This is a genomic window from uncultured Corynebacterium sp., assembly GCF_937999985.1.
In the GTDB taxonomy this organism is placed as follows: Bacteria; Actinomycetota; Actinomycetes; order Mycobacteriales; family Mycobacteriaceae; genus Corynebacterium.
The window spans coordinates 1-8,936 of sequence record NZ_CALLDG010000021.1 but is presented as its reverse complement, the minus strand read 5'-3'; the positions used below and the strand labels follow the sequence as shown (position 1 = coordinate 8,936).

Below are 8,936 nucleotides of genomic sequence, written 5' to 3'. Positions count from 1 at the left end.
AAGGCAACTGAAGTGATTACCGCGGCGATCTTTACTGGCAGCGAATGGGACTTCGAGCGAGGCTTTGAGTGGGACTTCATGGGAGCACTCCTAAGTATTCTCTACTGTGGCGATGATAACTGCGTCACAGGGCACTAGCTGGGTATTCTTAAAGTAATTTTTAATAATCTCAAAGGAGATCGAACATGCGTCGCGCGGGGATTATCGCTCTGGCTCTTACTTCCGCCCTTGCCCTGTCTGGCTGTGGTTTTGGTGGGGACGATTCGAATGAGGTGCGAACAACGACTGTTACAGCGTCTCCGGAAAACACTACAGATAATTCCGATTCCAAGGACAAGGACAAGAATAAGGACGAGGACAAGAAGGACGGGAAGGACTCAGAGGCCAAGTCTCCGGCACCCACCCCGGGTGGCTCGCAGCAGACGAACACCACCGGCGAGGTGGTCATTGGCCACACTGAGGCGCCGGGGCAAGCGAACCCGTCCGTCATGAATAAGACGATCGCCTCTTGCGGGGATCCCTCGATGCACGAGACCGGCACGACTTTCTTTACCGACGGAACGTCAGGGTGGACGTCGACGTGCGCCAACAAGATGATGGCCGCCCGCCCGGCAGAACCCGCACCCGCGCCGGACGATTCCTACTACGAGGGATACCTCGACGGTTATGACGATGCGCAGTATGACGGGGGTTACGACGACTACGACGACTACAGCGAGTACTAGGGACGAACTCCAGCTTTCTTAATGCTGTCGATGCTCTGGTAGTCCACACCTGGTATCCGGGAGAACCTATCTTTATCGCAGGTCAGGACGATGATCTGATTATCCCGTCCCAAGGCGCCGAGCACCTTGTTCATGCTCTTGGCCCTGTCGGTATCACTGAAACCCAACACGTCGTCTAGGAAGATCGGCACCCCGCTGCCGTCGTGGCCCACCAGGCGGGCGATGGCGAGCAACTGCAGAATCTCCACCTGCTCTTGCGCACCGCCGGAGAGCTGCTCCTTTTCCAGGCGCACGCTGCCGATAGCGCGGCTCGAAACCTGGAACTTCTCATCAACGTCCAGATCAACATCGCTACCGAAGACAATCCCGGAGAGCTTGTTCAGGGCCTTGCGATATGGCTCGGAGTACTTTTCCTGCATCCGCTTCCGCGATTCCTGAACCACCTGATGCAGCAGCTCCGCGGCATCCGCCTGCCTGCGCAGCCTAGCGACCACGCCCTCCAAACGTTTTACTTCTGCCTTTGCCTGCTCCTTGGTTTCCGCAGAACCGCGAGCCTGCCCGAGCTTGGCGTTCAGGGCTGCAATGTCCACTCGGCATTCCTGTACCTGCTGGTTCAGCATGTTTACCCGGCTCCGGGCGCCCTCGAGGCTCGCCTGCACGTCCTCCACGTCGCCGAGCTCGCCGACTTCCCGGCGCTTGGAATCTAGCTTTTCGCGAGCCACATCCACGGCCTGCGTTGCCTGGGTGCGCTTCGCGTTCAGTTCTTCGTCGGAATATCGCTCGCGGGCTGCTTCCAGATCCTTCGCTGCCGCATCCAGCTGCTGTTGCAGGTTTTCCACCTTCGCCTCGTACTGGATCTTCCGCTCGATCGCGTCGTTGTTCTGTAGGGAAAGCAGGCGTCCGTTGGCCTCGTCACGGGCTCGGGTGGCTGCCTCCAGCGCGGCGCCTTCTTCTGCTTCGTCGATGTTTTCGCCGGCCTGCACGTTGGCGTCACTACGCAGGGAGCTACTGGTTTCTAGCAGCTTCTCGACCTCGGCGGTGAGGCTTTCCACCTGACCGTTCAGGTCGGAAAGTGTTCGCTTACCGAGGATAGCCTTGAGCCTCGCACGCTGGTCGCGCAGGGTTTCCTCGTCCTCGTTCCGCGTCCGAACGGCACGCCCAAACTCTTCAAGCACTTCCGCGCGCGGATCCTCGAGCGCAATATGCTCGCGCCCGACCGCCGATAGTTCCGCATTGACTTTCTGCAGCGCCTCGTCGACGTTCAGGTCGAGGTTGCTGGAATCCTGCGCCGGGGTGACGCGCACCTCGTATTCACCCAGGCCAACGGTCCATTCGGTGGTGACCTTCTTTTCCAGGCCGCTCTCCCCCAGGGTGGCCTCCACTCCGTTGTCCACGATGGTGCTGTCGGCCGGCCCTGCGATATGCACGGAAGTCGCGCCCGCATCGCGGATCTTTATCTGCGCGTCCAGGTCCGTCATCGCCTCACGGATCTTTTGTTCCGCCTGCGGCGTGGCCGGGTTGCGATCCACCTTTTGAGCCAGCTCCGCTACCTTCGCATCCAGCTTCACCGCGCTATCCCGCTCCTCCGTCGCGGATTCCAGCCGCCCCTGGATGTCCGCCGTGGACTTCAGCGCGGTGGCCAGCTTGGCACGCTTATCCGCACGGACGTACGCGGCGTAGGCGCTATCGAAGGCTCTCTTCGCCTCGTCGCGCTCGGCCTGTTGTTCCTTAGCCCTTTTCTGGACGCCACGTAGCTCCTCCGTCGCAGTTTTGAGCGACTGTTCTAGCTCCCCCTGCGCTAGCTTCTGCTTCTCCCGCGCCTCGGATGCCTCTTGCCATCGCCCGACCTGGTCCTGTTTCAGTTCCAGTTCGCTTTCCAGGGCGCTTAAGGCCTCCGCGATCTTCTTCGCAGCCTCTAACCGCTCGGCGCATTCGTCGAACTCTTTCTGCGCATCCGGTAGATCGTCTTCGGCATCGGCGCGCTGAATCTGTTTGGATTCGATCTCGCGGATCGCTGCCTGCGCATTGTTGTACTCAAGCTCGGCGGTCGCTAGGGCGTCTTGCGCACTCGCCAAGTCTGCCTCGGCGGCGGCCAGCTCTCCCTTGGAACTTCTGTTGGCTCGGCGGTCTCGCAGCTTCTTGTCTTCGTCGTCGATCAGGCGGACTAGCAGCTCCGCGGAACCCTGGTCATTTTCACTGATACCACTGGCGGCGCTTACTGTGGCGTCATCACCAGCGGTGCGCAGGGCCGAGGAAAGGGAGGGGATGGCCGTGAAATCGAGTGCGTCCAGGCGCTGTCCTTGGCTGACGAAGAGTGCCTCGCGCAGCGCGGAGTCGATGCTCTCATTCAGCAGCTCACTGAACTTCTCCATCGCCTGGTCGCCGGTGTAGTTGTGCACGGAGGGGCGCAACACATCTAGGAGCACCTTCTTCTTCTCAAAATCCTTGGTGTACTCCACCAGGTTCTCGCCCAGCTGCATACGGGCGGTGATCTTCGGCTTGGTGCCGCAGCCCACGGGGAAAAAACCACTGACTTTCTTGGAGGTCGTCGAGACCTTCCAATCCGAAAGCAGCAGGCCAAAGGCGTTCATCAGGCTGGATTTTCCGGCCTCGTTACTGCCGTGGACGACGGTCACCCCGGTGGCGCTTGGGACAAAGTGCGCGGATTCGATGCCCGCGAAATTGTGCACATCCAGGCTTTCCAACACGAAGCTGACCTTCGTCGATGCCTTGGTAGAAAATGTCATTCTTCTGCCGTCCCTCTCCCCTAGTTAGCCTTTTCCGCCTGATGCGCCAGGCGTACCAACAACCTCAGCGCGTCTTGTGCCTGCTGTGCCCGCTCTACCCGTTGCGGATTCTTGCTATCGGAATTCGCTAGCTGCTGCAGTTCTTCTACAGCCTCGCCTATAAAGCCTTGACTGAGCAGCCCTTCGGAAAGTTCGTCCTCGTCGGGGATAACATGCAGTTTCATCTTCCGTTCGCGCTCGTATAGAGCCGCGAAAGTCGGCGCGATCTTCGTGACCCGCTCGTCCAGGTAAGCGGCATCGTGGACGGACAGCGTTCCCTCCAGCGCGTACTTCACCACAGTGGTGCGCTTCGCGTCGATGCCCTCCAGCCGCGCCAAGAACTCGTCGATATCCGCCACCGAGTTCACCGTCGCGTTCAGCACCTTGAATGCCCAACGCCCTACTGGAACTTCCTCTACCTGCACGTCCGCCTGTTGTTCTGGTCGCGCCGGATCCACCGCGATGTCCACTACCAACACGTTGCCGGAGTTCGCCTCGCCGCGCCCGTCTGGCTCAACGAAAGCCGTGACTTCCTGTGCGCCCGAATACCACACACGCGCCCGTGATGCGTCCGCGTCCAGCGGCATTGTCGAGTGCGTGTCACCCAGCGCCACGTAGTCCACCTTTCGCTCGCGGCAAGCCTGGGCCGCATTGTTCACGTCGATGCGGTCTAGGTCGTCCTTCTCACCGAAGGAACCCACTGCACCGTGCCCCACCAGCACGCGCACGCCCGCTCCCTGTACTGGCTCCAGATCGCGAAGTGCGGCTGCCACCAGGTCCTCGTCCGCGTTCTTCCCCCGCAGCGGGGCACCCACGATCTCGAGAGGAATACCAGCCGCGCCCGCGCCACCGGAGTTCGGCACCGCCACTGGAGCCGAATCCCTAAGCACATAAACATTCGCCAGGTCGGTGAACTCCTCCCGGTGGTACACGCTCGCCGCGTCCAGCGGGTCATGGTTTCCGGGCAGCAGGAACACCGGCACTTTTGTGCGCTTCAGAACGTCCATCGCACGACCGTAAATCTCTGGTTTCAGCAGGTTATCGTCGAAGACATCGCCGGCCACCACGATGGCGTCACACTGCTTCTCTTCTGCGAGCTTCAACAGCGCCTCGACCGCCGTCAACCGCGATTCATCAAAACGCGACTGCGCCTCGCTGCTCAAGAAGCGGCGCTTCATCCCCAATTGCCAATCCGACGTGTGCAAGATCCGCACCCGGTGCGCCGATGTTGTTGCCATAGGTTGTGCCATGCCTTACCCCTGCCCGTTGTTGCCGTCTACTTCGCCACTTGTCTCGTCTGTAGTTCTATCAGCACCTCCAGACAAGCCACCCTCACAATAGAACAAAGGTTCGACACTCTCTAGGGTTTCATAGCAAACCTCCAGCTCATGCATGGCCTTCAGCTGATCTACCGCATGCCAGGTCACCGATCGCATGGCCTCTTTCAGGGCCTTCTGATCACCCTGCTCCAGCCCCGATTCCCACTGCAACGGCTCCCATTTCACCGGCTCCGCCGCCGTCCCCCAGAACTCGGCCGAATCCACCTGTTCCGGCTGGTCGGCCTGCCCCTCAGCAGGGGCTGGTGCTTCCTGTCGCCTAATTGGTGACGCCCCCACGCCCCCGCCGCCCCAGCCCTGAACTGGGCGCAGCAGCTCCTGCGCGTTAAGTCCCCGCCATTTCAGCAGAATGCTCGCATCCCTATCCAGCTTCTCCGCTGCAGAGTAGGCCAGCGCCACCACGTGCTTGCAGACCGCGGACTTATCCGGGCAACTGCAGTACACACGATTGACGTGCCCGGGATGCATCAGCACGGAGGCAACGTCCAAGCCCGGCGCGCCACCACTTAAGAGGGAGCGGATGTGCGAGCTATCGGAGAGCATCTCGTGGTAAACGAAATCCCTCTGGCGATCCGTGAGTCTCCGCAGGTGAATGGACGTTTCAAACGGCTCCAGCTGCGAGCCGTGGATCAGCCCGGCAACCACATTCTCCGCAAACTCAACGCTCAACACTTTCCCGCCGCGAAAGTACTCGCGGCCACGCGCCAGTCGTCCAGAGTCGGCGGACCTGGATATGGCCTCCATCAGCTGCGAGCTGGCCCAGCTATCCTCTCCGCGGATGTGGGTGCCGTGCTGATCCCGCAGGCGATCCATCTCTTGGCGCCGCTTGGCTCCAAAGTCGGCGAGAACCACATTGTCGCCCCAGGTAGCGTCTGTGCGAGTGCGCTTCCTCGGTTGCTCGCTAACCATCGTTTTCCTCCAACTGGGTAGATTCGCGCAGCTGCAGCAGCTCGCTCAACTCATCATCGTCCAGGTTGGCGATCCACCCCTCGCCCGCACCGACGATGTCACCCGCCAACTCGCGCTTACTCATGATGATGTCGTGGATTCTTTCGTCGATGGTGCCCTGTACCACCAGCTTATAAACCTCCACGGACTTGTTTTGACCGATCCGATAGGCCCGGTCCGTGGCCTGGTCTTCCACTGCCGGGTTCCACCATCGGTCGATGTGAATCACCACCGAAGCCTCGGTCAGGGTGATGCCGGTACCTCCGGCCCGTACCGAGAGGATCATGATCGGCGGCCCATCGGCGCTCTGGAAGTCGCGGACCATCTGCGTGCGCTTCGCACGCGACAGGCTGCCGTGCAGAACGGGAACCTCCACACCGAAGGTGCTCTGCAGTTCCGGCGCCAGCATCTTGCCGAACGTCGGAAACTGCGTGAACATCAGCACCTTCTTGCCCTGTTCCAGCGCCTGGCCGGTGATCTCGAAGATGCGCTCGATCTTTGCCGAGCGGTGCTTACCATCGGCCAAAATTCCGGAGCCGTCGCCCGCGAAGTGCGCCGGGTGGTTGCAGATCTGCTTGATCTTCACCAACGCCCCCAGGATATTGGCGCGCCGCTTGCCACCGGGTAGCTGCAGGCGCATCTCCATGTCCTTAATAAAGGACTCGTACAACGCCGCCTGCTCCCTAGACAAAGGCACTCGTTCCACGATGTCCTGCTTCTCCGGCAAGTCCAGACCAATCGCCGCGTCGTCCTTCAACCGGCGCAGAATAAAAGGCTGCACCAGCCCGCGCAGGCGCCGTTTCGCCTCCTCGTCCCCGTAGCGCTCAATGGGGATGGCCAAGCGGTTTTGGAAGGCTGCGGCTGAGCCGAAGATTCCGGGGTTCGCGAAGTCCATGATCGCGTACAGATCACTCAGCCGGTTTTCCACCGGGGTGCCCGTCAGTGCAATGTGGGTCTCTGCATTCAGCGAGCGCACCGCCCGGGACTGCTTCGTCGTCGGGTTCTTGATGGCCTGCGCCTCGTCGGCCACCACTCGCCCCCACTGAACCTGCTGGTAGCGCGCAGTATTTCTGGCCACACGCCCGTAGGTTGTCACCACTAGATCCGGCTTCTTTTGCCTGCCCTCCAGCCCCTGGGACGTGGCGTCACCAAACTCCTCATCAGTGAGCAACCCCGAACCGTGATCAACCAGCACCTCCAGGCTCGGCACGTGCAGCGCGGCCTCCGCCCGCCAAGCCTCCACGACGGTGGTGGGCGCAACCACCAGGGTGGGGCCTGCGCAATCGTCGACCTCGCGTTCCCAGGCCAACAACGCGAGCATTTGCAGGGTTTTACCCAGACCCATGTCGTCGGCCAGGATCGCGCCAATACGGTGACGGTGCATCCAGGCCAGCCAGCTTAGACCACGGCGTTGGTGGTCGCGCAGGGCGGTCTGCACCGCGGCGGGAGGCTCTACCGGCTCCGGCGGATCCACCTGCGCCTCGCCGTCGAGCAGTCGTTCCACCCAACCGTCAGCCACCACGCGGAATTCGTGGTCGGTATCTACCGTCTCGCTGGCACTCAACAGGTCGGCTTCCAAGATGTCGCGCACGCTCACGGTGGCATCCCCCACCGGCTTGTCCTGCTCCTTGGTCACTTCCGCGAACCACTTGCGGGCGCTCGACAGAGCCTCCTGATCCAGGTAGACGTACTCGCCGTTGATGCGCACGATCGACTCGGCCGCGTTCAAAAGCTCCTCGCGGGTAGCCTCGTCCAGTTCCGCACCGGTTCCGTCGGCACCATCGGCACCGTTAGCCCCTGCTGCGCCGCCGTCGCCCAGGCTGACCTCCCAGGAGAAGTTCATCAGCTGATCCATGCCCAGCTTGCCCGAGCCCGGCCCCTGCCCCACCGGGGTGACCTTCGCCTTTACCCGCGGGCGCACTTTGCCCCACCCGCGCGGAATCATCACACCAAACCCGGCTTCGCGCAGCGCCTCCGCCCCGTGCTCTAGGAAGCTCGCGAGCTCGGTGATGTCCAGGTTCGTTCCCAAGGTTGGCTGTGCGCTCGGCAGTTCTTCTGGACGCCACCATTCCCGCTCCAACCGATTCGAGCCGCTATTTACCCACGTCAGCAGGCTTCGCACGTGCGGATTGAACTCCTGCCACACGTCCTCCACCCTGTAGAGGCTGCGGATAACCTGCTCCCTCAGATCTTCGTTCATGGTGGCTGGGTTCAACGGCTCGAAGGGTCCACCGTTCTGGGAATAGGCAATCTGCAGCCACCAGGTTGGTTCGGAATCGACTTCTTCCACTTCGGAGGGCGTAGACAACAAGAACACCAACTGCCCCGCCTGGGCCTCCGCCTCGCGCCGCCACTGGCCGAGGCTTACCACGGTGCTGGCTCCGCCCCGCCGGGTTGCCGTGCCCGTCGCCAGGGCCCGCACGAAGTCCGAGGTGAAGTCACTCAGCTCGCGGCGCAGGTGGGTCACGGCGATCCAGTGCGCAAACTCGTCGGCCATGCGATCCACTACGTCTGCGCCACCGTTGCGTGTCAGCACTCCCGGCACGCGCTCACGGAACTGCTGCAGCACGCGCATGTGGTCGCCTGCGGACGCAAGGGTCCAACGTGGGAACCATTGATCATCCACGCGCTCCATCCGCACCATCACGCGCCCGGCTCGCACGGCATCCTCAACAAAAGAGCATAAATTCATAAGAAATTTGAGCTCCGGCCCCAGTCCGTCAATCAGGCCACACTTATCGGTAGTTTCAGTATCGATATTTTTATTCACATACTCGCATAATTCACCCATGAGCGAAACAGATTCTTCGGGTGTCAAAGCCACCGCCGGCACCGGCAATTCCTTAACTCTCCCCCGGGGCGTAGACAGCCAAATCCCACCCCTATTGCGCCACGGGCGCGACCCCAGAATATCCATACAAACAGCAGGTAGATCGCCGGTTTCCAGTTCATCGATATCGAGTACCACCCCGTGCCCCTCGACACGCTCTACCCACAACCACAGCCCGCCCGACGTGGGTGCAACAACGTGCATCTGATGCGTGAATCCCATGCTGGAAGTTCTACCACGTACCCCGGACACCCTTCGCAACGTGAACGTCTTCGCTAACGTGGATACCGAGTTGTGCGCGTCACACATG

Annotated in this window: 5 protein-coding genes; 1 reads left to right on the top strand and 4 read right to left on the bottom strand. The window is 61.3% G+C overall.

Annotation, left to right across the window (positions count from 1 at the left end):
* Positions 1–185: 185 nt before the first annotated feature.
* Entirely contained in the window at positions 186–725 is a 540-nt protein-coding gene (locus tag Q0331_RS01010) for a hypothetical protein (protein ID WP_298074087.1), read from the top strand.
* Here the strand turns inward: Q0331_RS01010 and Q0331_RS01005 are convergent.
* Genes Q0331_RS01005 through Q0331_RS00990 form a run of 4 tightly spaced genes read right to left on the bottom strand, consistent with a single transcriptional unit; the run spans position 722 to position 8,587 of the window.
* Complete coding sequence (locus tag Q0331_RS01005) at positions 722–3,472, bottom strand: AAA family ATPase (RefSeq protein WP_298074086.1); 2,751 nt, start codon at positions 3,470–3,472, stop codon at positions 722–724. The two genes, Q0331_RS01010 and Q0331_RS01005, sit on opposite strands and share 4 nt — an antisense overlap.
* Positions 3,473–3,492: 20 nt before the next feature.
* Positions 3,493–4,749, bottom strand: coding sequence for an exonuclease SbcCD subunit D (locus tag Q0331_RS01000; RefSeq protein WP_298074085.1), 1,257 nt, complete (start codon positions 4,747–4,749; stop codon positions 3,493–3,495).
* A 15-nt stretch (positions 4,750–4,764) separates the two neighbouring features.
* The gene (locus Q0331_RS00995) at positions 4,765–5,757 is read right to left on the bottom strand and encodes an SWIM zinc finger family protein (RefSeq protein WP_298074084.1); all 993 of its coding nucleotides are present in this window, start codon (positions 5,755–5,757) and stop codon (positions 4,765–4,767) included.
* Complete coding sequence (locus Q0331_RS00990) at positions 5,750–8,587, bottom strand: DEAD/DEAH box helicase (protein WP_298074082.1); 2,838 nt, start codon at positions 8,585–8,587, stop codon at positions 5,750–5,752. Before Q0331_RS00990 ends, Q0331_RS00995 begins: the two co-directional genes overlap by 8 nt.
* Between the last annotated feature and the right edge of the window lie 349 nt (positions 8,588–8,936).